Raw genomic sequence first — 23,787 nt, forward strand, 5'->3', positions numbered from 1 at the left:
TCCAACGGAGCCACCCCATGACCAAGCATGTCGCCGTTCTCATGGGCGGTTGGAATAACGAACGCCCCGTCTCCCTCATGACGGGCACGGGCTGCGCTGCCGCGCTTCGTCGCGCCGGCTATCAGGTCACCGAGGTCGATGTCGGCCGCGACGTCGCCGAAGTTCTCGCGGCCCTCAAGCCCGATGTGGCCTTCAACGCCCTTCACGGCCCCTTCGGCGAGGGCGGCTATATCCAGGGCGTGCTCGAACTCCTCCAGATTCCATACACCCATTCGGGCGTCCTCGCTTCGGCGCTTGCCATGAACAAGCACCAGGCCAAGATCCTCTTCAAGGCCGCGGGCATTCCGGTCACCGACCACACCGTCGCGACGCGTGGCGATATCGCGCGCAGCCACATCATGGCGCCGCCCTATGTGGTCAAACCCATCGCCGATGGGTCGAGCTTCGGCGTCTTCGTCGTCAAGGGCGATGCCAGCCACCCACCGCAGGAAATCCTCCGCGAGGATTGGAATGGCGGCGAAGAACTGATGGTCGAGCGCTTCATTCCCGGCCGGGAATTGACCTGCGCCGTCATGGGCAATGTTGCCCTTGGCGTCACCGAAATCGTCACCGACCTGACCTTTTTCAACTACGAAGCCAAGTACAGCCAGGGTGGCGCGCGCCACATCTTACCTGCTCAGTTGAAACCGAAAATTTACGACAAAGTGCAACAATTCAGTCTAGCCGCCCATGCGGCTCTCGGCTGCCGAGGTCTGACGCGGTGTGATTTCCGCTACAATGACGCGGCAGGTGAGGATGGCGAACTGGTGCTCCTCGAAATCAACACCCAGCCGGGTATGACCGAGGTGTCGCTAGCCCCGGAACAAGCTGCCCATGCGGGCCACTCTTATGAAGAGTTGTGCGCCTGGCTGGTGGAGGATGCGAGTTGCAACAGGTAAAGAGCGAGGCCTTTTTCGCCGGGGCCCGTCCCGTCGATCCCCGCACACTCCCTGTCCCCGCACGCCGCTCGCCGCTGCAGCGGGTGAACAATCGCTTTAATCGTGCCCTCGTGCTGCATGGCACGGGGCTTCGCCGCACCGGTATGGTGCTCGCGCTGATGGTGGCCGCAACGGCGATCTATCAGGTTCGCGACCATATCGGGCTTGGCGTCAGCTCCCTCGGCTCCCTTGCTCAGGTGCAGTTTGCGGAAGCCGGCCTATCGGTGGGCAAGATTGCCATTTCCGGTCAGACGCTGACCTCCGAGCAGGCGATCTTTGATTCCCTCGGCATCATGCCGGACACATCCACCCTGGCCTTCGATGTCGAGAGCGCGCGGTCGCGTATCGCCGAATTGCCAGCCATCGATACTGTCACGGTCCGCAAGACCTATCCTGCCGACGTCTCCGTCGTCGTGACCGAAAAAACCCCGGTCGCGCGTTGGCGCGTCGATGGGGTCACTTTCGTCATTGATGCTGGCGGCGAGCAGATCGGCGAGGATGGCGGCGCCTATGGCGACCTGCCGCTCGTCATCGGTGATGGCGCGGCCGACGATGCGCTCGTTATGATCCGGGCGCTCGACCATTATCCCCAATTGCAGAATGGCTTGGTTGCGCTGTCGCGCATTGCCGATCGCCGCTGGGACATGATCTACCAAACCGGATTGCGCATCCAATTGCCGGAGCAGGGCGTGGCTCAGGCACTTGGTAAGCTGTCCAATTATCAAGCCGAATACCAATTGTTGGATCGCGACCTCACCGTAATCGACCTACGCGTCGATTCCGTCGTGGCCGTGCGGCCGACCAAACGTGAAGACGCCGAACCATCATGATGACCGATGCGATGACATCACGGCTCCGCGCCGTTCAGCCCGGCAAGACCACCCTCGTGGCCGTGCTTGATATTGGCTCGACCAAGATCTGCTGTGTCATCGCGCGTCTCATCCCGCGTGCCGAGGGCAAGGCCCTGCGTGGCCGTTCGCACCGGGCCGAAGTGATCGGCTTTGGTTACGGACCGTCCTCGGGCGTCAAGAGCGGCGTCGTCACCGATATTGAAAAAGCCGAACATGCCATCCGCAATGTCGTCGGCATGGCAGAGCGCGCCGCCGGGCTGACGCTTGAGTCGGTTCTCGTCAACGTCACCGCGGGCCGTCTCGGCTCTGAAACCTTCTCCGCCGCCGTCTCGCTCGATGGCCAGGAAGTCGAAAAGACCGACATCGTCCGCGTGCTCAAAGCCGTCAATTCCCGCTCGGTTCGTCCCGAGCGCTCCATCATCCACGCGTTGCCGATCGGTTACGCGCTCGATGGCCAGAAGGGCATTCGCGATCCCAAGGGCATGGTCGGGGAAAAGCTAGGTGTCGATGTTGCCGTGGTCTCGGCGGAAACCCTCGCCATGCGCAATCTCGAACTGGTGCTGCATCGCTGCCACCTGCAGATCGAAGCGCTTGTTGCCACGCCCTATGCCTCGGGTCTTGCGAGCCTTGTCGATGATGAAGCCCAGCTCGGCGTCGCCTGCCTCGATTTCGGTGGCGCCACCACCACCGTTTCCGTCTTTAACGACGGACACCTCGTCTATGCCGACGCCATCGCCATCGGCGGCCATCACCTGACCCTCGATATCGCGCGCCAGCTGTCCGTCAGCGTCGCCGATGCCGAGCGCCTCAAGACGCTTTATGGCTCTGTGCTGCCCGGCCAGGCCGACGAGCGCGACATGATCGCCATTCAACCCGTCGGCGCCGCGCTCGATGAGGCACCGGGGCAGGTGGCCCGCTCGGTCCTCACCCGCATCATGCGTCCGCGCATCGAAGAGATTCTCACCGCCATCCGCGATCGCATGCAGGCGACCGGGATGATGGATGTGTGCGGACGTCGTTTCGTCCTCACAGGCGGCGGCAGCGAGCTCACCGGCCTGCCAGAAGTCGCGCGCCGCACCTTGGCGCGCAATGTCCGCAATGGCCGCCCCATGGGCATTGCTGGCCTTCCCGAAATCGCCAAGAGCGCGGCCTTCTCGACCGTTGCCGGCATGCTCGTCTATCCGCAGGTCTGCAGCCAGGAATATACCGAGCCCCGCAGCACCCGTAAGCTCACCGGTACCGATGGTTACATCGCCCGCGTCGGCAATTGGCTGCGAACGAGCTTTTAATCTCGGGCCGGCGCTCTTAAGTTTGCCTCCATGAGCAAACACATCTTCAAAGACCGCGCCGCCCACGTTCCCGATTTCTGCCGGCCAACGGTCGACGTGCTCGCCCAATTCAGCAGCAAGTGGTTTCTCCACGTGCTCGGCGGCTTGCAGGACGGCCCCAAGCGCTTTTCCGAACTTGAAGACGGTATCGACGGCATTTCCCAGCGCATGTTGACCCTGACGCTGCGCACGCTCGAGCGTGACGGCCTCGTTACGCGCCATATCACCGCCTCCATCCCGCCGCGCGTCGACTACGAGCTGACCGAGCGCGGCCACAGCGTCATGGAGCCGCTGGCGGCGATCCACTCGTGGGCCCACCAGCACACGGACGGCATCGTCGAGTCGCGCCGCCTCTTCGACGAACGCGAGGTGTGACCGGCCGACATTTTTGTTCGTGCCGAACAAAAATCTCCCGGTCTTGAGGATGGGTTGGGGCAGGGACCATTTCCGATCTGGTTGAACACCAGTCAGGAAATTCTCAAGTGACCAACAGACCGCGCATCGGCATCGTCATCAGCACCACCCGCGCCGCTCGCTTTGCCGACAAGCCAACCCAGTGGCTCCAATCCATCGCCGAGAGCCGCAGCGACCTCGATATCGAGATCGTCGATCTCCGCGATTATCCGCTGCCGTTCTTCGATGAATCGCTAGTCCACGATGATGGCCCCGCTGGCGCCAAATGGGCGACCAAGATGGCCGAGCTCGATGGCTATATCTTCGTCACTGCCGAATATAATCACTCGATCCCGGGTGTCCTCAAGAACGCCCTCGACCACGCGCACGCCGAATACAATCGCAAGCCCGCCGCCTTTGTCGGCTATGGCGGCGTCGGTGGTGCCCGGGCCGTCGAACAACTGCGCCTGATCCTTGCCGAACTCCAGATTGCGACGCTCAAGCATGCGGTCCACATCAACGCCAACGAACTCGTGCCGCTGATGAAGAGCGAAAAGACCTTTGCCGACTTCCCCTATCTGACCGAAGCCGCCAACGTCATGCTCGACCAGCTCGTCTGGTGGGCCAACGCCCTCAAGACGGCGCGAGCGGCGTAGGCTCATAAAGCCTTCTTCGGGGAGGCGACGCGCCCCAAAAGAGAATCGGCCGAGTATCAACCGGCTGATTCACCCTCGTGACATTCCGGTCACCGAGCGAGGGCAGGGCGATCATAACTGCGTTGGTGGTTAATGACGCACACGCTCGTTTAACCTTGGCCAGTTAACCTTGAAAACCAGCCTCTCAAGCGGCTTTCCGGCGATTTTGCCGGTTAATGGCGCGTAAACGCGTAACGCCGCTGTCTCGCAATTTGCGCCATTCTTAACGCAATCGGGACACTTGTTAGGCTCTGGTTAACGAATAGGCGGGTAAATCTTAATCAACCACGCCACCTATGGGGCCATGCCATAAATGACCATCAATCTGACGATCCCCGATATCCAGGAACTCAAGCCCCGCATCACCGTGTTCGGTGCCGGCGGCGCCGGGGGTAACGCCGTTAACAACATGATCGAGTCCGGTCTCAGCGGCGTCGATTTCGTGGTTGCCAACACGGACGCCCAGGCTCTCTCGCTCTCCAAGGCCCAGCGCATCATCCAACTCGGCGTCGGCGTCACCGAAGGTCTCGGTGCCGGCTCGCACCCCGAAGTTGGTCGTGCCGCTGCCGAAGAAAGCTGGGACGAAATCAACGACCACCTCTCCGGCTCGCACATGGTGTTCATCACCGCCGGCATGGGTGGCGGCACCGGCACCGGCTCTGCCCCGGTCATCGCCCGTGCAGCCCGCGAACAGGGTATTCTGACGGTTGGCGTGGTCACCAAGCCGTTCAATTTCGAAGGCAATCGCCGCATGCGTTTGGCCGATGACGGCATCGACGAGCTGCACCGCCATGTCGATACGCTCATCGTCATCCCGAACCAGAACCTCTTCCGCGTTGCCAACGAGAAGACCACCTTTGCCGACGCCTTCTCGATGGCCGACCAGGTGCTGTTCTCGGGCGTCGCCTGTATCACTGACCTCATGGTCAAAGAGGGCCTGATCAACCTCGACTTCGCCGACGTTCGCGCCGTCATGCGCGGCATGGGCAAGGCAATGATGGGTACCGGCGAAGCCTCCGGCGAAGACCGTGCCCGCCACGCCGCCGAAGCCGCCATCGCCAATCCGCTTCTCGATGATGTCTCGATGCAGGGCGCTCGCGGCCTCCTCATCTCCATCACCGGCGGCCCGGACCTCACACTTTACGAAGTCGACGAAGCCGCTTCCCGCATCCGCGAAGAAGTCGACTCAGACGCCAACATCATCCTTGGCGCGACCTACGATCCCGATCTCACCGGCACGATCCGCGTGTCCGTCGTTGCCACCGGCACCGACGCGACCATGGTTCAGGCTCTCGAGCCCGCCAAGCCGCATGCCTCGCGCACTCCGCTCGCCGTTCGCCGCCATGTGCCGGTCGAGCCGTCCCGCGCTGTTCCGGCACCAGCTCCCGAGCCGGCACCAGTCGCCATGGAAGACATCGGCTTCGAGGTCGAATCGGCTGTCGCTCAGGCTTTCGTCGCCGACCGTACCGCTGCCTCCGCGCACAGCCACCACATGGCTGAAGACGACGGCATCCTGGTCGAGCCCTATGTCCCGGCTGCCGAAATGATGGCCGAGCCGGAAGAAGCTCCGATGGCCGAAGATAAGCCGATTCCCAGCGTCTATGTGCCCTCGCACGCTGCCCGTCCGGACGGTTATCGCCGTATGCCGCGCACCGAGGAGCTTCCGGTTGTTGCACGCCAGACACAGCAGGCTCAGGATCGTCAGGTCGAAGAGCCCCGCAATGCCCGTGCGCTCTTCAAGCGTCTGGCCTCCAATGTCGGCCTGAACATCGGTCAGCAGCAGCCAGAACAGCGTCAGGAACCCGTCGCTCGTACCGCCGATGATGCAGCTGCCCGCAGCGCAATTGAAGCAGGCGGCGCAAGGACTTCGCGTGTTCCCCCGGCTGCCGAAGGCGCCCGTGGCAACCTCGATAACCATGGTCGTGCTCCAGCCGCTGCACCCCAGAAGGATAGCCTCGAAATCCCGGCCTTCCTCCGCAAGCACGGTTAGAACCCGTTAAATTCAAGTCTGTAAACGTGACTCGGCGCGACTTCCGCGCCGAGTTTTTTTTGGCTAACAGTCGTGCGAGCGTGAGACCCTTGGGGTGGAGTAAATAGAGTATGAAAAAAATGTCCACACGCCAGCGCACGCTTGCCGGTGAAGTGACCTTTTCGGGCTATGGCGTACACACCGCTGCACCCGTCAATCTGTCCATCGGGCCAGCGCCGGCTGATAGTGGCTTTCTCATCCGCCGCGATATGGGCGACGGCCGGATTACCCAGCCGGTCTCCGTGCATTTTTCGCGCGTCAGCCGCACCACACTGTGCACCACTCTCGACCTCGGCGACAGCGTCAGCGTCGCAACTGTCGAACATGTGACCTCGGCCCTGTCCGGCATGGGCGTCGACAATGCTCTCATCACACTTGATGGCCCGGAATGCCCCATCCTCGATGGCAGCGCGCATCCCTTCGCTGCGGCCATCATGGACGTCGGTCTCGATACCCAGCCGGCCCACCGCAAATTCCTCAAGATCATCCGCGCCGTCACCGTGCGCAACAATGATGCCTTCGCTGCGCTCGAGCCCTATAATGGCCGCGCGCTCGATCTCGAGATCGACTTCGATTCCAAGGTCATCGGCCGCCAGCGCATGATCTTCGATTGGACGCCGCGCCGTTATCTCGAAGATGTGTCCCGCGCCCGCACCTTCGGCTTCGCCCGAGACGCCAAGGCGCTGCGCCAGGCCGGCTATGCCCTCGGCTCGAGCGTCGACAATTCCATCACCGTCGATGAGGACCGCGTCCTCAATCCCGATGGCCTGCGCTACGAAGACGAGTTCGTGCGGCACAAGCTGCTCGACGCCATCGGCGATCTCTCGCTCGGTGGCCTGCCCATCTGGGGCCGCTTCCGCTCTTATAAGGGCGGCCACGCGCTCAACGCGCATGTGCTTGCCGGTCTCTTTGCGAGCGAAGCCAATTATGAGATAGTCAACGCCGAGGATCTGCCGCTGGAAGTCGAGAATTTCGACGATCAGCCCGAGGGTCTTGGCGTACGTCATTATCTCCGGTCCGTCCGCTGACCGCAGCGAGATAGTCGCAAAACGCGCCCGAAAGGGCAGGGTGATCGGGGCAGGCGGCTCAGCCTGCGCCACAGTTTTGATCCAATTGCTAATTACGCCGCAAGCGATTGTGGATGAATGAAGAACGGGGCACTGCGTGACTGTTAACGTTGTAAGCCAGATGACAGGTCGGATTGCCCGATTTGCCGCCATGGGTCTTTTCGCCGCCGTGCTCACCGCCTGTGCGGGCGGCGGGCTCTTTGGTCCACCCAAGCTCAAGGAAGAACCGATCGTTCCCGCAGCCTCGCTCTATCAGGGCGCGCTGGACGATATGGATCGCCAGTATTTCCAGACCGCGGTCAAAAAGCTTGAACAGCTCGATCGTCAGCATCCGCGCGATGCGCTGACCGAGAAGAGCAAGTTGATGCAGGTCTATGCGAACTATCGCATGGGCAAGTTCGACCAAGCCATTCTCGCGGCCGATCGCTTCATGGCGCTGTACCCCAATGGCAAGGACGTTCCCTACGTCCTCTGGCTCAAGGGCACGTCCTATTACGCGCAGATCAAGGACATCACCCGCGATCAGCAGCTCTCGCGCGATGCCATCGACACCTACAATCTTCTGATCTCGAATTATCCGAACTCCGAGCACGCCAAAGACGCCAAGGAAAAGCTCCTGGTCGGCTATGACCAGCTCGCGGGCAAGGAAATGTCGGTCGGCCGCTACTATCTCGGCAATGGCGACTATACCGGCGCCATCAACCGCTTCCGCGAAGTCGTCGAAAAGTGGCAGACGTCCACCCACATCGAAGAAGCGCTCTATCGCCTGACCGAAGCCTATCTGCTGCTTGGCCTCACCAACGAAGCCATGTCCGCAGCCGCTGTCCTCGGCCACAACTACCCCTCCAGCGACTGGTACAAGCGCGCCTTCGCCCTCCTCGGCAAACAAGGCCTCGCTCCCCAGCTCAACTCCGGCAGCTGGCTCGCCGCCCACCAAAGCTGAGATTTTCATTTTTTGAATTGAAGAGGGCCCTTCGGGGCCCTTTTTGTTTTTTTGACGCTCGTTACACCAGTGAGCCCATACTCCCTCGCTCAGACATCGGGGCATGAGAACCTTCTTGAATGTATCTCATTTGAGATACATATTGATCGCAAGGAGTTCTGATATGCCTACTCATAGTTCGATGATCCACGTGCGTGTCGATGACGACACGAAGGAACGAGCCACCGAAACGCTCAACGCTTTGGGGCTGTCTGTTTCCGATGCCGTCCGCCTTTTCCTAAAGCGCGTCGTGGTCGAACAGGCTTTTCCGTTCGAGTTGAAAGTGCCGAATGCCGAAACGCGCGCGGCTATGAGCGAAGCCGACCAAATAGCGATCGGACGCTTCGAGAGTGCTGACAAACTGATGGCTGATCTTGAAAAGAACAGCGGAAAGTAAGCGCGCGAAGCCGCCAAGAACTTCGGATTATACCAGGGCGTTCCTCAAAGATTGGGAGCGCCTTTCTCGGTCCGGTCGTTACGACCTTAATCGGCTCAAAGAGGCGATGATCTTGTTGATTGCCAACGATGGGCCGATGCCTCCGGAGTGGCTGGATCATCCGCTCAAGGGGGGGTGGGCCGGGCATCGAGAGTGCCACATTGGCGGCGACTTTCTGCTAGCCTATAAGCTGGACGATGCCGGCAAGACTGGCCTAGTGATCTTCGTTCGCGCCGGCACCCACGCCGATCTCTTCGACGAATAAGCGTCGGCGTCGAACACTTCATATTTATCTCTCTGGTCCATCCTCGGCTTATCTCTAGCGCCGAGCTTGCCATGTGGCACTTCGCCAAATTGCTGATCAAGGATACCACCGGTCTCACCGACCCGGTGCTGCACCTCCTCGTCGGCACCGTCCTCTATCTCGGTCTTGCCCTCGCCCTCCGGCGGCCCTTCCTCGCTTTGGCGATCGTCGTCACTCTCCAGCTCACCAACGAGATCATCGACCTCATCGAAAATCTCAACGGCGCCGGCCTCTCCGGTGCCCTCGAAGACACGGCCCTGACGCTGATCCCCGCCGCAATGATTGCCCTCCTGCTCAGCGAGCTGCAAAAGGCACTGTTCAAGCTGGCATGAGGCACGGATGGCAGAGCGAATTCATGTTCCCGCCCGCTTCCTGACCATTCCCTACAATGGCGCGATCCATCCAGGGGTCGATCATCCAACTGATCTATCAACCGGCGCCAATTGCCAGGTTTTCGCTTATGCGGTCCTCAAGCACTTCGGGCTCGACCTTCCGCCGTTGCGCTCCAGTGACTTGTGGGACGACACCATCCATACTCGGATGGTAGCCGAGCTAGAGCCGCTCGATCTCCTGCTGTTCGGGCCCACAGCCGATGCTTACGGCGCGCATGTCGCCCTTTATCTCGGCAAAGGCGAAGCCATCCACCTGTCAAAGGCAGTCGGAACACCAGCTATCTGGCCGATCGAGAGGTTCGTCACCACAGAGCGCTATCGCGTCTTCATCGGCGCCAAGCGCGTACTGGCCTCGGTGGATCAAACTCCGCCGCTTGCTCTTTGACTTCGTCACCGCCACGCCTATCTCTGGTCACCCTCAGCTAGGACGCTATCATGCCCGCACTCTTCGATGCCGAAGCCGCTCGCCACTATGCCGATGGCCCGCCGCGGCAGGTGCCGGGCTTTGCCGGCATCCACCGCATGATGAACCTCCTCCTCGCGGAAACTGTGCCGGAAGACGCAAATATCCTCGTGCTCGGCGCTGGGGGTGGTCTCGAACTCAAGGCCTTGGCCGATTTCCGCTCGGGCTGGCGCCTATCGGGTGTCGATCCGTCCGCCGATATGCTCGCCCTCGCGCGCCATGCGGCAGCAGCGCATATGGGCCGCATCACGCTGACCGAGGGCTATATCGACGCAGCGCCCGAGGGCCGGTTCGATGCGGCGACAAGCCTCCTGGTCTTTCACTTTATCCCGCGCGAGCAGCGCCTCGAAACGCTCCGCCAGCTCCGCCGCCGCCTCAAGTCTGGCGCTCCGCTCATCCTTGCCCATATCAGCTTCCCGCAGACCGAGCCCGAACGCTCTCGCTGGATTGCCCGCCACGTCGCTTATGGCCAGGCCGACGATGTCGATCCCGCGACGGTAGCCAAGGCCCGCGAAGCCATCGGCACGCGCCTCACCATCCTCGCGCCGGAAGAGGAAGAGGCCATGCTCCGCGAGGCAGGATTTGCCGATATCAGTCTTTTCTATTCTGCCTTCAGTTTCCGGGGCTGGGTGGCGTATGCGGAATAGCCTCAAAGTCGGCATGTCACCCCCTCCCAGCCTCCCCCATCAAGGGGGAGGTGCCGAGCCGGTGGTCGTGAACCGACCGAGCCACAAACTCGATCTTACACCTCCCCCTTGATGGGGAGGCGGGAGGGGGTGTCCACCGCGCCCTCATTCATTAGCCTGAGCCACACCCCCACAAATCTCTCCACCTTCCAGTTGCCATTTTGTTCTTTTTCGATATCATGCCTGCCGTTCGCATTGCTGTGCGAAAGTGAATTGCCGCAGACGCCGGGCGATCCTCAAATGCTATGAGGCAAGCCCGATAGGCCCTGGATAGATCCGCATGCTGAACGCGCTTTCGGTTCGCAATATCGTCCTCATCGACCAGCTCGATCTGGCGCTCGACGAGGGCATGACCGTTCTCACCGGCGAGACCGGCGCCGGTAAATCCATCCTGCTCGATGCGCTGACGCTTGCCCTTGGTGGGCGCGGCGATGCCTCGCTGGTGCGGCAGGGGCAGGACATCGGCCAGGTCGTCGCCATGGTGCAATTGCCGCCCAGCCATCCGGCGCGGACGCTGCTGCGCGACAATGCCATTGCCGATGATGAAGAGGTCATCCTCCGCCGCGTTCAGTTTGCCGATGGCCGCACCCGCGCTTTCATCAACGACCAGCCGGTGTCCGCCTCGCTGCTGCAAAAGATCGGCACGCAGATCATTGAAATCCACGGCCAGCATGACGATCGCGCGCTGGTCGATGTCGCCACCCATCGCGCCGCGCTCGATGCCTTCGGCGAACTCGCTGCGCCGGCTGCCGCCGTGCGCGAAGCCTGGGCCGATCTCGTCGAAATTCAGCAGGCGGTCAAGGAGCAGCAGGCCAAGGTCGCCGAAGCCGTCGCCGCTGAGGACTATGCCCGCCACACGGTCGAAGAGTTGGGCAAGCTCAAGCCTTCGGAAGGCGAGGAGGGCGAACTTGCCGAGCGCCGCATCCAGCTCCAGCAAGCTGAAAAGGGCGCTTCCGATCTCGTCGAGATCGACGAGATCCTGAATGGCCCCAATGCCCCGTCGCCAGCGCTCGCCGGCCTGATGCGCCGCCTGTTGCGAAAGCTCGATAATGGCGGCGAAGTTTTCCAGCCCATCGTCGAAGCGCTTGATGCCTCGCTCGTCACGCTCGACCGCGCTGGCGAAGCGCTGATCGAATTGCAGCGGCAGATGGCCTATGATCCAGCCGAGCTCGAAGCCGTCGAAGAACGCCTCTTTGCCCTCCGCGCCGCTGCGCGCAAGCATCAGGTGACCTGTGACGAGCTGCCGGGCGTGCTCGAAAAATACCAGGGCGACCTCGATACGCTGCAAAGCGGAGAAAGCCGCCTCAAGGCGCTCGAGGCCGACGAAGCACAAGCCCGTGCCCGCTATCGCGAAGCCGCCGAAACGCTCACCGCCGGCCGCACCAAGGCCGCCAAGGCGCTGAGCAAGGCCGTCGAAGCCGAATTGCCCGATCTCAAGCTTGGCGCGGCAAAATTCATCGTCGATCACCAGATCGAGCGCGATCGCGTCGCAGCGGCCGGTTTCGACCAGATTGCCTTCCACGTCCAGACCAATCCCGGCACTGCCGCCGGCCCGCTCCTCAAGGTCGCCTCTGGCGGCGAATTGAGTCGTTTCCTCCTCGCGCTCAAGGTGGTGCTCGCCGATCGCGGCTCCGCACCCGTCCTGATCTTTGACGAAATCGATACCGGCGTCGGCGGTGCCGTCGCCGATGCCATCGGCCGCCGCCTCGCCCGACTCGCGAAGACCGTGCAGGTGCTCACCGTCACCCACGCCCCGCAAGTCGCCGCCCGCGCCAATCGGCATCTGCTGATCGAAAAGCAACTGGTGGAGGAGGGCGCCTTCACCCGCACTCATGTCCGCCTGCTCGAACCAAGCGCTCGCCAGGAAGAAGTCGCCCGCATGCTGGCCGGCGCCGAAATCACCTCCGAAGCCCGAGCTGCTGCCAAGAAATTGCTCGGCGCGGTGAAATAGTCGCTGCTTGGGTCGCCGCTGCGCCACCCACCACCATGGTGTCATTCCCGCGAAAGCGGGAATCTCTGGTGACCCATCGTCATTCCCGCTTTCGCGCGAATGTCGCCGTGGCTAGAACCGTTCTGCAGCCAGAGTTGAGTGAGCCATGTCCGACCTGTCCCAAAAGTCCGTAGCCGATCTCACCGAAGACGAGGCCCGCCAGGAACTCGAACGGCTGGCTGCAGCCATTTCCGCTGCCGACATTGCCTATCACCAGAATGACGCGCCCGAGCTGACGGACGCCGAATACGACGCGCTGACCATCCGCAATAACGAGATCGAGGAAGCGTTTCCCGAACTCGTCCGGCCCGATACGCCCACCGGCAAGGTCGGCGCTGCTCCGGCCGAGGGCTTTGCCAAAGTCCGCCACGCCGTGCCGATGCTCAGCCTTGCCAAGGCCTATACCGATGAGGACGTCGTCGATTTCATCGAGCGCGGCCGCCGTTTTTTCAAGCAGGACGAAGGGCTCGAAATCGCCTTCACCGCCGAGCCCAAGATCGATGGCCTCTCTGCCTCGCTCCTTTACGAAGACGGCGTCTTCGTCCGCGGCGCAACGCGCGGCGATGGCGCCGTGGGCGAAGACATCACGGCAAACCTGCGCACCATCAAGGATATCCCCGAAAAGCTCCACGGCACCGGTTGGCCCAAAAGCATCGAGATCCGCGGCGAGGTCTATATGACCTATGCCGAATTCCAGGCCCTCAAGGAGCGGTCCGCCGCCGCTGGTGGCCAGAACTACGTCAATCCGCGCAACACCGCCGCCGGCTCGTTGCGCCAGAAAGACCCGTCGATCACTGCCAGCCGAAACCTGAGATTCTTCGCCTATGCCTGGGGCGCAACGACGGAAGATCCGGCGCCGAACCAATATGACGCGGTGCAAAAATTCGCCGAATGGGGCTTTGCCATCAGCCCGCTCATGGCCCGCGCCAAAACGGTCGAAGAACTGATCGCCCACTATCACGCCATCGAAGACCAGCGCTCCTCGCTCGGCTACGATATTGATGGCGTGGTCTACAAAGTCGACCAGCTCGAACTACAGCGCCGCTGGGGCTTTGTCACCGGCGAGCCGCGCTGGGCCGTGGCTCACAAATTCCCCGCCGAGCAAGCCACCACCAAGGTGCGCGACATCGAAATCCAGGTCGGCCGCACCGGCACCCTGGCGCCCGTCGCCCGGCTCGATCCCGTCAGCGTCGGCGGCGTCACCGTGGTTAACGTCACCCTCCACAATGAGGATTACATCGCCGGCCGCGACAGCAATGGCCTCCCCATCCGCGATGGCAAGGATATCCGCATCGGCGACACCGTCACCATCCAGCGGGCCGGGGACGTCATCCCCCAGATCGTCGATGTGCTGCTCGACAAGCGTCCGGCCGATGCCAAACCCTATGCGATGCCCGAAACCTGCCCGGTCTGCGGCTCGCCCGCCGTCCGCGAGGTCAATGAAAAGACCGGCAAGGAAGATTCGCGCCGTCGCTGCACCGGCGAATTGATCTGCCCGGCCCAGGCCGTCGAAGGCCTCCGTCATTTCGTCTCGCGCGGCGCCCTCGATATTGAAGGCCTAGGCGCGGAAAACATCGACACCTTCTTCAATGCCGGCCTCGTCCGCACCGCCGCGGATATTTTCACCCTTCGAGACCGCCGACCCGAAGTGCAGCGCGCGCTCGCCGAGCGCCGCGAGGTGCAGGCAAAGGCCCGCGAAGCCGCCTCCGGCAAGACGCGCAAGAATGTGCGCGGCGTGGAGGATCGAAACTATGAAGGCCTCGACAAGCTCTTTGCCGCCATCGACGCGCGCCGCGAGCCCGAACTCGACCGCTTCATCTTCGCCCTCGGCATACGCCATATCGGCGAAACCACGGCCGCAGTCCTCGCCCGCACCTTTGGCACGATCGAGGAACTGATCCGCGTCGGTAAGGAGACCGCCGCCGCCGAGGACCCGACCACGGTCTTTCCCTCCGTCGACGGCATCGGCGGCACGGTCATCGAGGCGCTGGTCAGCTTCTTCGGCAATGAGCGCAATGACGACGTGCTCGATGCTCTGCTGGCTCAGGTCCATCCAAAGCCCTATGTCGTCACGGTTTCTGCCGATAGCCAGATCGCGGGAAAAACCGTGGTCTTTACCGGCACGCTCGAAAAAATGTCACGATCCGAAGCCAAGGCTATGGCCGAACGGCTTGGCGCCAAGGTTGCAGGCTCTGTCTCGGCCAAAACCGATATCCTGGTTGCTGGGCCAGGCGCCGGTTCGAAGCTGAAGACCGCGCAGGAGCACGGCGTCGAAGTCATCACTGAAGACGAGTGGTTCGCGCGCGTCGGAAAATAGGTTTGGAGAGACGATGAGAAAGACATGGATCGCCCTGGGACTGACCCTCTTGTCGGCCCCGGCCTTCGCCAGCGAAACCGGCGATGCCATCGTCTCCGCCGCCTATGAGGGCAAACTCTCCGAAGGGCGCCAGGTCTTTGCCAATATCTGCGCCACCGGCGATACCGAAGCGTGCTTCGGCGCCGGCCTCGGCGAACTGGTCTTTGCCTACGAATCGTTGGCCCAGGCCATGTATCGCCATGGCGGCGTCGCGCCCGGCAATACGCCCGCAGCGCTGATTTTTGGCCTTGGCGTCGAGGGACCAACCCAGCCCAAGCCCGCCAATCCCAAGCCCGAGCCGCTCACTTATGATCAGTTCCGTGGCTATCTCGATGCCACCGTCGCCTCCCTCGATACCGCGCGCGGCTATTTCGAGAAAGCGGGCGAGACCGGGGATTATGTCATCCTCCTCGATCCCTTGCGCCTCCGCTTCGATATCGATGGCGATGGCACGGTTGGCGAAACCGAAACGCTGTCCGGCCCCGCGCTCGAAGCCTTTGGCATGTACGGCATGCTGCCGGTTGAGGAAGGCCACAAGACCAAGGACAAGACCGGAAGCGCTGCACCCGATACCTCGGTCGGCCTCGATCGCGCCGATGCCTTCTGGCTTGCCGGCTATACCCAAGTCGTCGCCTCGCCCGTCGATTGGCTGATGGCCCACGATTTCACCGAATTCTACAATGCCTATTTCCATCGCTTCTTCCCCGAGGCGGGTCTGCCCATGCAGGCCTACAATCGGGGCGGCATTCTGTTTCTCGATGGCGACAGCGATACCGGCATTGCCGATATGGTCGCGGCGCTCCACACGCTGAGTTTCCCGGTCAGCGATAGCGCGCGCCTCGCCGGCGTACTCGATCGGCTCAAGTCCATCCCCGCGCTGTCACGCAAAAATTGGGACGCGATTCTCGCCGAGACTGATGACACCAGAGAACTGCTGCCATCTCCAAGCCAGACCTCCATTTTCCCCGATATGAACATCACCGAGGAGATGGTTGCGGCCTGGCGCGAAACGCTTGATGGGGTCGATAAGGTTTTTGCCGGCGAATTGCTGCTTCCCCATTGGCGCTTCAAGCAGGGGTTCGATCTCGCCGCTTATTTCAACACGGCGACCGAAACCGACATCGTCATGATGTTCATCGGACAGGGCGCCTTGCCCTATATCAAGCCGGGCCCGATCGCCGACGCGGAAAGTTTTGCGGCCGCTAACCGTGTCTTTGGCGAAAACTGGCCGCTTTTCGCGCTGTGGTTTAACTGAGAAAAAGGCCGGATCGTCGGCCACAGGAGTTTTTCATGCGTCGCCTCCTTGCCCTGTCCGGCCTCGTTCTCGCGCTCGTTGCGCCAGCCGCCGCCCAGCCCTTCGATACGCCTGAGGCGCTGCTCGAAGCGTTTTACGCGCCCTATCTCACCGACGATTTCCCCGAAAACGAGGAGAGCTTCCGCTCCGCCGCGCTCAATGCCCTCTATGAGGCCGATGCGGAAAGCACCCCGGAAGGCGAAATGGGGGCGCTCGACTTCGATCCCTATATCGATGGCCAGGATTATCAGATCGCTAATCTCGAAATCGGCGAGCCGGTTTATGGTGGCGATACGGCAACTGTCGTCGTCAGCTTTACCAATTTCGATGAGCCGGTAGAAATCACCTATGACCTCGTCAATGAAAACGGCGGCTGGGTCATCGACGATCTCGAGGGCCAGAACGGCGAATTCGCCTATCGCCTCAGCGAAATCTTTGCCGCCGCGCAAGAGTAGGCGGCTTTCCAAGATTTAATCCGCCAGCCGCATTTCAGCCGCCAGCGCCAAGCAATCGTGTCCTCGCACATTTCTCGAGGGCACGATGAGAGCGATTCTCTCCCTGTTGATCATCCTGGCGCCAATGGCCCAATCCGCCATGGCCGAAGAAAACTATGCCGATCCTAAGGCTTTGGTTCAGGCGATCTACGATGGCTACAAACCGGGCGCCGCCAAGGGCGACCCAACGGTCCATTACTCGGAGCGTCTCAAAGGCATCGCGCAATTGGCAGCCGATACGGGGACCGGGGCGAACCCCGCCTTAAGCAGCGAGCTGGAGCCGGTCGCCGACCCCAATTTCAATCCGTTTCTGCCCGACGATAACGCGTTGCTCTTCGATCTCGTCATCAGCGAGCCGATGCGCCTCGATGACCGCGCCGTTGTGACCGTCACCTACCACAATTTCGATCAGCCCCGTCTCTTGTCGGTTTCCCTCGTCGAAGAGAGCGGAACCTGGAAAGTCGACGACGTCGCCTCACTGGGCAGCGAAGTCCCCTGGCTCCTCAGCTGGGCACTCGCCGCCGACCCCTATGCTATGTGACGTCTGGCTTGCGATTGTTTCACCCACCGGCCCAACACCTCCCCCTCGACGGGGGAGGCCGGGAGGGGGTGAGTGAGCCACGATGCCCGTGCCCCAGAGCACACCTCTCCCCACTCACCATTCTTCCCTCGGGCTCGACCCGAGGGCCAGTGCGGGAGCCACAAACGTTTGAGCCTGCGCGAGAGACCCTCGGGTCACGCCCGAGGGAAAACCGTGGGCAGACTAGCTATCGAGAATCTCCCCACCCACGGCGTCATTCCCGCGAAAGCGGGAATCTCTGTTGCCTTACAGTGAAATTTCGCGAAATAGCCAAAGCCCCTCAAATCGCCGCCGTCGCCTCTTCCAGCCAAGCCTTCACATCGCCCGACACTTTCGGCCCAATCTCCGCCCAAACCTGCTGGTGGAACGCATTAAGCCAAGCACGCTCCGCGTCCGTCAGCAGGCTCAAATCGATTAACCGCTTATCGATCGGCGCCAGCGTCAGCGTTTCGAATTCCAAAAAACCGGCAAAGTCCGATTCCTTGACCACGATCAGGTTCTCGATGCGGATGCCGTACTCACCCGCCTTGTAATAACCCGGCTCGTTGGAAAGCACATTGCCTACCTCGATCGGCAGCGTATAGCGCGAGGAAATGCCCACCGGGCCCTCATGAACCCCGAGATAAGCGCCGACCCCATGGCCTGTCCCGTGGCTATAGCTCACGCCATCGGCCCACAAAAACTGTCGCGCCAGAACGTCGATCTGCGCCCCGCTCGTGCCCCTGGGAAAGCGCGCCATCGAGATCGCGATCATGCCCTTGAGCACGCGCGTATAGCGGTCCTTCTGCTCGTCGGTCGCTGAGCCGGTGAAAAGCGTCCGCGTGATATCGGTCGTGCCCGAGAGATATTGTGCGCCGCTATCGACCAGCATGATTTCTCCGGCATTGAGCCGCCGGTCGGTCTTGGTCGAAACGCGATAGTGGACGATGGCGCCGTTCGGCCCGGCGCCGGAAATCGTGTCGAAGCTGGCATCGACGCAGCTTTCCTCTTCGCGCCGGAACGCTTCGAGTGCAGTCACGATGCCGATTTCGGTCAGCTCGCACTTTGGCGCCTCACTGTCGAACCAGTGCAGGAACTTGGCCAGCGCCACGCCATCAAGCTTATGCGCCTCGCGCATCCCGGCCAGCTCCGCCTCGTTCTTGCGCGATTTGGGCAGCAGGACGGGATCGCGTTTTTCGATCAGTTGAGCGCCGGCATCCCTAAGCGTATCGGCGATGGCAATCGGCGCCGAAGCCGGATCGACCAGTACGGCCTTGCCATTCTTGCCAAGCTTTTCGAGCGTCTTGGTCAGCTTCTTTGCCGGTTCGATTTCCGCGATGCCATCGAGCGCATTTTCCAGTTCCGGCGTCACCTTGGCCGGATCGAGAAACAGCGTCGGCTCCCCCTTTTTCGGCACCACGGCAAAGCCAAGGACGAATGGCGTATTGGGTACATCGCGGCCGCGAATGTTGAACAGCCAGCAGATGGATTCGGGCAGGGTGAACACCACCGCATCAGCGCCATCGTCGCTCAGCGTCTTCTGCAAGTCCGCGATCTTGTCAGCAGCCGATTTCCCGGCCCGATTGTGGCCCAGAATCTCGATCTGGCCAGCAGGTGGGGCTGGGCGATCGTCCCAGACGACATCGATCAGATTGTCATGCGCCACGACCTTGGCATGGCCCTTCAGCTTTTCGGTGAGGTCGCGCACTTCGCCTGGCGTATGCAGCCACGGGTCATAGGCGACAACGCTATCCTTCTTCACGTAGTCCTTGGCGTCGATGGCAAGCGAAGCCACCTCGTGCACGGTGACCAGTGCGGTGTCAGTCTGCGCCGGTGCCTGCAGCGTATAGCGGCTATCGACGAAGAGATACGCCTCCTTGGTGCCCACCAGCGCCAGACCGGCCGAGCCGGTGAAACCCGTCACATAGGCCAGCCGCGCTTCGCTCGCTGGCACCGATTCTCCGCGATGCGCATCGGCGCGGGGCACGAGGAAGTAGTCGACGCCCGCTGCCTTCATCGCCTTGCGCAGCGCCGCTAGCCGTGGCGCCACCTGGCTCGGGTCGGACTTTTCGTCAAAGCTCTGGAATTTGGCGGGCGGGAAGGCGGAAGTGGTCATGGATATACCTCAGCCGGGTGCGCTCCCGGCATGGCTCTGTTGTCGGATTGGCGGTGGTCGCCACCGTCTTGTTTCCTATCTTAGCTATAGAATGATGGAGACGAAAATGAGCAAGCCCGACAATCTCTTTACCCGCGCACTCACTGCCCTGGTCGAGGGCCGCACGCGTCGCGCGGAGCGCTATGTGGCGCAGTTCGAGCGCGATTATGGAAAGAACCGGGATAGGGTAAACGGCCGTTAATCGTGCCCTGCATGATCGGCATGGCAGGTCTGTCGCTAGCCCCCTAACACACCTCGCCGGAATTGAGTAAAAAGCTACCAGACGATAGGCAATAGACCTCTCGTCGCATGGAGTGAAAGATGACTGAGAGCAAGAATGGTTTCCGCAACGCACTGGGTGGTCTGATTGACGCTCGTGGTCGCGAAGCATCTCGCCAGGTTAGCTACCGCATGCAGCACCAGCTGATCGGCGCTGTTACCAAGCGCCCATAACGGCAGCTCGTACCAAACGACGATCGTTTCGATCCCCGAAGTCCGCTTCGGGGATTTTGCTTTTCTGGGGTTCGCCTTTCGGCATCCGCATAACGAAAAGGGCGCCGAAGCGCCCTCGATGTTAGCGGAATGCTACCGGTTTCAGCGCTTTTGCAGCACCAGCGTCGTCCAGTCCTTGCGCTTGAGGTGATCCACCAGATGGAACCCCGCAAGCTCATAGGCAGCGATGACGCCATCGGCCTGCGTGTTCAAAATCCCCGATAGAATCGCCGTCCCGCCCGATTGCGCAATGCCGCCGACGCCGGGCGCCAGCTCGGTCAGCGGACCGGCCAGAATATTGGCGACGATCAGATCATAAGGCGCGCGCGCGGCGATTTCGACATGGTCGAGCCCGGTCGCCTCGATCGAGTCGATATTGTCGCCAACACCATTTTCCTGAGCATTTTCAATGGTCGTCGTCACCGCGATCGGATCGATATCGGTTGCGAGGATTTTCCCGCCCAGCCGCTTGGCAAGCGCAATCGCCAGCACGCCGGTGCCCGTGCCGATGTCGATCATCGCCTTGGGCGTCGTATGCGCCAGGAGCATTTCGATGGCTTCGAGACACCCCGTCGTCGTCTCATGATGCCCCGTGCCAAAGGCCTGAGCCGCATCGATTTTCATCGGGATCAGGCCTTCGGGAATCGGCGCGGTCTCATGGCTACCATAGACATAGAAGCCGCCCGCGATCACTGGCGCCAAACCTTCCAAGGACTTGGCAACCCAGTTGATTTCTGGATCGATTGGGTCGACCGAGAAGTCGACCGTCCCGCCCAGCACCATCTCGGCCAGCCGCCCGAAAGCCTCGACGTCTGGCGGGCTGTCGCAGGTGGCCTCGAACACCCATTCGCCGGTGTCTTCGATCTCATGCGCGGATGCCGTGAGCGCCAGATCGTCCCGCTCCATCACGGCATCGACAAGCGCATAGGCCTGTTCCTTGGTGAGCGTCGCGGAGAGCTGATCGACGGACATGGTGCTGTTTCCTTTATTCTTTCCGCCTAGTTGCTGCAGCCAAGCGGCCGAGTCAATCCTGACGGATCAGACGCGAACCGCGGTGCCCGAGATGGAAACCATCAGCATCGAGCCGTTCTGGCCGACGACTTCATAATCGATATCGACGCCCACCACCGCATTGCCGCCCAGCCGCTTGGCCTCGGCTTCAAGCTCGCGGAATGCTTCCTGGCGCGCGCTGCGCAAAGTCGATTCATAGGCGCCGGCCCGACCACCGACGATGTCGCGGATGCCGGCGAACAAGTCCTTGAAAATATTTGCGCCGACGATGACTTCGCCGGTCGCGACTCCGAGATATTCGCGGATCGGCTGGCCTTCGAGCGTCGGTGTGGTCGAGATGATCATGCGGTCCTCCATCTGAATTGATGTCAGATGGGGAAGGGTGGTCCGGCCTGCAATGGGCTCAGCCCTTTTGCACGAAGCTTTCGAGCACCTTCTTCATCCCGGCCTTTTCGAATTCGATAGTCAGCTTGTTGCCCTCGACGCTTTTCACGTCGCCATAGCCGAATTTGAGGTGAAACACGCGCTCGCCGACGGCATAGCCGCTCGATTGCCCGCCGAGATCGACGGACCGCGCCACGAGTTCGCCCTCAATCGTCATCGGCCCGCCGCCCTTGCGATTGGCCTGATTGGCCCGCGCCCGCTGCCAGCCCGGCGTTTCATAAAGGCTTTCAAAAGGATCGGCCTTGTTGAACCGCGAGGTGGCCCCGCCGCCATAGCCATATCCGCCATAAGCCGAGCCTTTGTCAGTCACCTCAACCACATCCGGGGGAAGTTCGTCTACAAAGCGGGATGTCATTGTATTTTGCCAAAGCCCGTTAATCCGACGGTTCTGCGCAGACGATATGCGAACTCGTTTCCTGCCTCTGGTGATTCCCACATAAGCAAGTCGGCGTTCTTCCTGAAGGCCAGCATTTCCCTTATCGTCTAAAGAACGTTGGCTTGGAAACGTCACCTCTTCCCAGCCAGTCAAAAAGACAGTGTCAAATTCCAATCCTTTTGCTGAGTGCAATGTCATAATTGTAACAGCGTCGGAGGCGGCTCCGTTGTCTCGATCCATCACCAATGAAATGTGCTCAAGGAATCCAGCAAGCGTGTCGAAGTCTTCCATTGATCGGCTGAGTTCCTTTAGATTTTCAAGCCGACCCTGATCTTCCACGGATTTTACAACGCGCTTTACGACTCTGCCTTCCCGCTGAGCCTGCTCATCCTCTTCAGACAGAGGCCTAAAGTGCATATCCATATAGCCGCTCTCCTCGAGGATCTGCTCGACGAGCTGATAGGGCGCGAGGCTTTCCGCGCGATAGGCCCAGTTGTCGAATTGATCCACAAGACACCGCAACGTCGTCCGCTGCTTGGGTTTGAGCTCCTCGGTTTCCGTCAGCATGCGCGTCGCCGAGAGGAGGGACACATTCTGATGGCGCGCCGTTTCCATCAGCGTTTTCACTGTCGTATCCCCAAGTCCGCGCTTGGGGACATTGATGATCCGCTCGAAAGCAAGATCATCGGCCGGCTGCGCGACAAGCCGCAGGTAAGCCAGCGCATCGCGGATTTCCTTGCGCTCATAAAAGCGCGGGCCGCCAACGACGCGATAATTCAGCCCAAGGGTGATGAACCGCTCTTCGAGCTCGCGCATCTGGAATGAGGCGCGCACCAGGATCGCCATGGAATTGAGTGGCTCGCCGGCACGCTGATATTGTTCGATTTCCTCGCCAACCGTCCGCGCTTCCTCTTCGGAATCATAGACTTGCGTGAAGGAAATCGGCTCGCCCGCTTCGGCGATATCGGTGTGCAGCGTCTTGCCCAGCCGGTCTTCGTTGAAGGCGATCAGGGTCGAAGCCGCTTTCAGGATATTGGCCGTCGAACGATAATTGCGCTCGAGCTTGATGACCTTGGCGCCCGGAAAATCCTTCTCGAAACGGAGGATATTGTCCACCTCCGCCCCGCGCCAGCCGTAGATCGATTGGTCATCGTCGCCGACAACACAAATATTGGCCTCCGGTGCCGGCTTCCCCTGCGCGAGCAATCGCAGCCAGAGATACTGCGCGGTGTTGCTGTCCTGATATTCATCCACCAGCATGTATTTGAATTTGCGGTGATATTCGGCGAGCACTTCCGGATTTTCGCGGAACAGCCGGATGCACTCGAGCAGCAGATCGCCGAAATCGGTGGCGTTCAGCGTCTTCAGTCGCGCCTGGTAATCGTAATAGAGCTGACCGCCCTTGCCATTGGCGAAGTAACCGCTTTCAGAAGCGGGAACGTCCTTGGGCAGCCAACCGCGGTTCTTCCAGCCGTCGAGCATGTTGGCGAATTGCCGGGCCGGCCAACGCTTTTCGTCGATATTGTCCGCCGCCAAAAGTTGCTTGATCAGCCGGATCTGGTCGTCGGTATCAAGAATGGTGAATTGCGGCTTGAGGTCGACGAGTTCGGCATGCGCTCGCAAGATTCGCGCCGAAACCGAGTGAAAGGTCCCCATCCACGGCAGGCCCTCGAAATTGGGCACGAATTCATGGATGCGCTTCTTCATCTCGCTGGCGGCCTTGTTGGTGAAGGTCACCGCGAGGATCTGGCTGCCCCAAGCCATCCGCTGGTTGAGAATATGCGCAATGCGCGTCGTCAGCACGCGCGTCTTGCCCGTGCCCGCTCCTGCCAGCACCAGCAGCGGCCCCTCGGTCGTCATCACCGCGTCTTTCTGCTCGGGGTTCAGCCCGCGCAGATAATCCGGCAGTTGCCGGTTCAATTGACTGGTGATCGGCCCGCCGGCGGGGCGGGGCAGAGGGGCGGGTTCGACCATGGGCAAATCTTTCAGACCGTCGCAAGGGGCAGCGCGGCG

The 23,787-nt window shown here is 61.3% G+C and carries 23 protein-coding genes; 19 read left to right on the forward strand and 4 right to left on the reverse strand.

Annotation, left to right across the window (positions count from 1 at the left end):
• Positions 1–17 precede the first annotated feature (17 nt).
• From ASE94_RS19925 to ASE94_RS20010, 18 genes are all read left to right on the forward strand, one after another.
• Positions 18–938 carry a D-alanine--D-alanine ligase gene (locus ASE94_RS19925; protein ID WP_062631759.1) on the forward strand — a complete coding sequence of 307 codons (921 nt, stop codon included), beginning with the start codon at positions 18–20 and terminating at the stop codon, positions 936–938.
• Positions 926–1,807: an FtsQ-type POTRA domain-containing protein gene (locus ASE94_RS19930; RefSeq protein ID WP_062631760.1), complete on the forward strand. Its 882-nt coding sequence runs from the start codon at positions 926–928 to the stop codon at positions 1,805–1,807. Before ASE94_RS19925 ends, ASE94_RS19930 begins: the two co-directional genes overlap by 13 nt.
• A complete protein-coding gene (ftsA, locus tag ASE94_RS19935; protein ID WP_082461340.1) occupies positions 1,804–3,117 on the forward strand; it encodes a cell division protein FtsA in 1,314 nt (437 codons plus the stop codon). Before ASE94_RS19930 ends, ftsA begins: the two co-directional genes overlap by 4 nt.
• A 30-nt stretch (positions 3,118–3,147) precedes the next feature.
• Positions 3,148–3,531, forward strand: coding sequence for a helix-turn-helix domain-containing protein (locus tag ASE94_RS19940; protein ID WP_062631761.1), 384 nt, complete (start codon positions 3,148–3,150; stop codon positions 3,529–3,531).
• Positions 3,532–3,638: 107 nt separating this feature from the next.
• Positions 3,639–4,205 (forward strand): NAD(P)H-dependent oxidoreductase, encoded by a 567-nt coding sequence (locus tag ASE94_RS19945; protein WP_062631762.1) that lies wholly within the window; start codon positions 3,639–3,641, stop codon positions 4,203–4,205.
• Positions 4,206–4,557: 352 nt separating this feature from the next.
• A complete protein-coding gene (gene ftsZ, locus ASE94_RS19950; RefSeq protein WP_062631763.1) occupies positions 4,558–6,234 on the forward strand; it encodes a cell division protein FtsZ in 1,677 nt (558 codons plus the stop codon).
• Positions 6,235–6,353: 119 nt separating this feature from the next.
• Positions 6,354–7,301 (forward strand): UDP-3-O-acyl-N-acetylglucosamine deacetylase, encoded by a 948-nt coding sequence (lpxC, locus tag ASE94_RS19955; RefSeq protein ID WP_061910994.1) that lies wholly within the window; start codon positions 6,354–6,356, stop codon positions 7,299–7,301.
• A gap of 136 nt (positions 7,302–7,437) precedes the next feature.
• Positions 7,438–8,283: an outer membrane protein assembly factor BamD gene (locus ASE94_RS19960; RefSeq protein WP_156352238.1), complete on the forward strand. Its 846-nt coding sequence runs from the start codon at positions 7,438–7,440 to the stop codon at positions 8,281–8,283.
• A 163-nt stretch (positions 8,284–8,446) separates the two neighbouring features.
• Positions 8,447–8,719, forward strand: coding sequence for a type II toxin-antitoxin system RelB/DinJ family antitoxin (locus ASE94_RS19965; RefSeq protein WP_200913716.1), 273 nt, complete (start codon positions 8,447–8,449; stop codon positions 8,717–8,719).
• Complete coding sequence (locus ASE94_RS19970; RefSeq protein ID WP_244484239.1) at positions 8,697–9,023, forward strand: type II toxin-antitoxin system YafQ family toxin; 327 nt, start codon at positions 8,697–8,699, stop codon at positions 9,021–9,023. Before ASE94_RS19965 ends, ASE94_RS19970 begins: the two co-directional genes overlap by 23 nt.
• A gap of 71 nt (positions 9,024–9,094) precedes the next feature.
• A complete protein-coding gene (locus tag ASE94_RS19975) occupies positions 9,095–9,394 on the forward strand; it encodes a hypothetical protein (protein WP_062631767.1) in 300 nt (99 codons plus the stop codon).
• Between the two features lie 7 nt (positions 9,395–9,401).
• Positions 9,402–9,839, forward strand: a complete 438-nt coding sequence (locus tag ASE94_RS19980) for an NlpC/P60 family protein (RefSeq protein WP_062631768.1) — start codon at positions 9,402–9,404, stop codon at positions 9,837–9,839.
• Between the two features lie 50 nt (positions 9,840–9,889).
• Positions 9,890–10,564, forward strand: a complete 675-nt coding sequence (locus ASE94_RS19985) for a class I SAM-dependent methyltransferase (RefSeq protein ID WP_062631769.1) — start codon at positions 9,890–9,892, stop codon at positions 10,562–10,564.
• A 319-nt stretch (positions 10,565–10,883) separates the two neighbouring features.
• Positions 10,884–12,554 (forward strand): DNA repair protein RecN, encoded by a 1,671-nt coding sequence (recN, locus tag ASE94_RS19990; protein WP_062631770.1) that lies wholly within the window; start codon positions 10,884–10,886, stop codon positions 12,552–12,554.
• A 154-nt stretch (positions 12,555–12,708) separates the two neighbouring features.
• Positions 12,709–14,910, forward strand: a complete 2,202-nt coding sequence (gene ligA, locus ASE94_RS19995) for an NAD-dependent DNA ligase LigA (RefSeq protein ID WP_062631847.1) — start codon at positions 12,709–12,711, stop codon at positions 14,908–14,910.
• Positions 14,911–14,923: 13 nt separating this feature from the next.
• On the forward strand, positions 14,924–16,204 hold the full coding sequence (locus ASE94_RS20000; protein WP_062631771.1) for a hypothetical protein: 1,281 nt from the start codon (positions 14,924–14,926) through the stop codon (positions 16,202–16,204).
• Between the two features lie 35 nt (positions 16,205–16,239).
• Positions 16,240–16,698: a DUF3828 domain-containing protein gene (locus tag ASE94_RS20005; protein ID WP_062631772.1), complete on the forward strand. Its 459-nt coding sequence runs from the start codon at positions 16,240–16,242 to the stop codon at positions 16,696–16,698.
• 85 nt (positions 16,699–16,783) lie between these two features.
• The gene (locus ASE94_RS20010; RefSeq protein ID WP_062631773.1) at positions 16,784–17,278 is read left to right on the forward strand and encodes a hypothetical protein; all 495 of its coding nucleotides are present in this window, start codon (positions 16,784–16,786) and stop codon (positions 17,276–17,278) included.
• A gap of 319 nt (positions 17,279–17,597) precedes the next feature.
• On the opposite strand, the gene ASE94_RS20015 is transcribed toward ASE94_RS20010, so the two are convergent.
• On the reverse strand, positions 17,598–19,412 hold the full coding sequence (locus ASE94_RS20015; protein ID WP_062631774.1) for an aminopeptidase P family protein: 1,815 nt from the start codon (positions 19,410–19,412) through the stop codon (positions 17,598–17,600).
• A 106-nt stretch (positions 19,413–19,518) separates the two neighbouring features.
• Here ASE94_RS20015 and ASE94_RS21605 point away from each other — a divergent pair, with 106 nt between their 5' ends.
• The gene (locus ASE94_RS21605) at positions 19,519–19,653 is read left to right on the forward strand and encodes a hypothetical protein (protein WP_280137179.1); all 135 of its coding nucleotides are present in this window, start codon (positions 19,519–19,521) and stop codon (positions 19,651–19,653) included.
• A gap of 392 nt (positions 19,654–20,045) precedes the next feature.
• Here ASE94_RS21605 and ASE94_RS20020 read toward each other — a convergent pair whose 3' ends face one another.
• From ASE94_RS20020 to ASE94_RS20030, 3 genes are all read right to left on the reverse strand, one after another.
• Positions 20,046–20,915 (reverse strand): 50S ribosomal protein L11 methyltransferase, encoded by an 870-nt coding sequence (locus ASE94_RS20020; RefSeq protein WP_061911012.1) that lies wholly within the window; start codon positions 20,913–20,915, stop codon positions 20,046–20,048.
• A 66-nt stretch (positions 20,916–20,981) separates the two neighbouring features.
• Positions 20,982–21,299, reverse strand: a complete 318-nt coding sequence (locus ASE94_RS20025; protein ID WP_061911014.1) for a heavy metal-binding domain-containing protein — start codon at positions 21,297–21,299, stop codon at positions 20,982–20,984.
• Between the two features lie 58 nt (positions 21,300–21,357).
• The gene (locus ASE94_RS20030; RefSeq protein WP_062631775.1) at positions 21,358–23,748 is read right to left on the reverse strand and encodes a UvrD-helicase domain-containing protein; all 2,391 of its coding nucleotides are present in this window, start codon (positions 23,746–23,748) and stop codon (positions 21,358–21,360) included.
• Between the last annotated feature and the right edge of the window lie 39 nt (positions 23,749–23,787).

It is taken from the genome of Devosia sp. Leaf64, assembly GCF_001421945.1.
Taxonomy (GTDB): Bacteria; Pseudomonadota; Alphaproteobacteria; order Rhizobiales; family Devosiaceae; genus Devosia.